1 protein-coding gene is annotated in these 268 nt (G+C 60.1%); it reads right to left on the reverse strand.

Going from position 1 to position 268, the window contains the following annotated elements; all coding sequences use genetic code 11:
* On the reverse strand, positions 1-241 hold a 241-nt coding region (locus tag SB724_RS20370; protein ID WP_410572696.1), incomplete at its 3' end, for an alpha/beta fold hydrolase.
* Positions 242-268: the final 27 nt, after the last annotated feature.

Consider the following 268-nt stretch of genomic DNA (forward strand, 5'->3'; position numbering starts at 1 on the left):
GTTCCACGGCGTACGGTGCGGTATCAGTGCTGTCTCCACGGCCACGGCGATCGTAAAAATACACCGTGTAGGATTCTGCCAGCGCGTTGGCGAGGGCTCTGGAGGGGCCGAAGGACCTGCCGCAAAAAGCTCCATCGACCAACACCAAAGCCGGGCCACTGCCCAGATGTTCCACTGAAATGGTGGTGCCATCGACGGAGGTGATGGCTTCCACCAGGGAGCTGGGGGTCGTTGTTGTCATGAGGCGTACCTTTCGAGGATGGTGTCG

Source organism: Bacillus sp. SIMBA_031, assembly GCF_046535225.1.
Lineage (GTDB): Bacteria > Bacillota > Bacilli > Bacillales > Bacillaceae > Bacillus > Bacillus velezensis.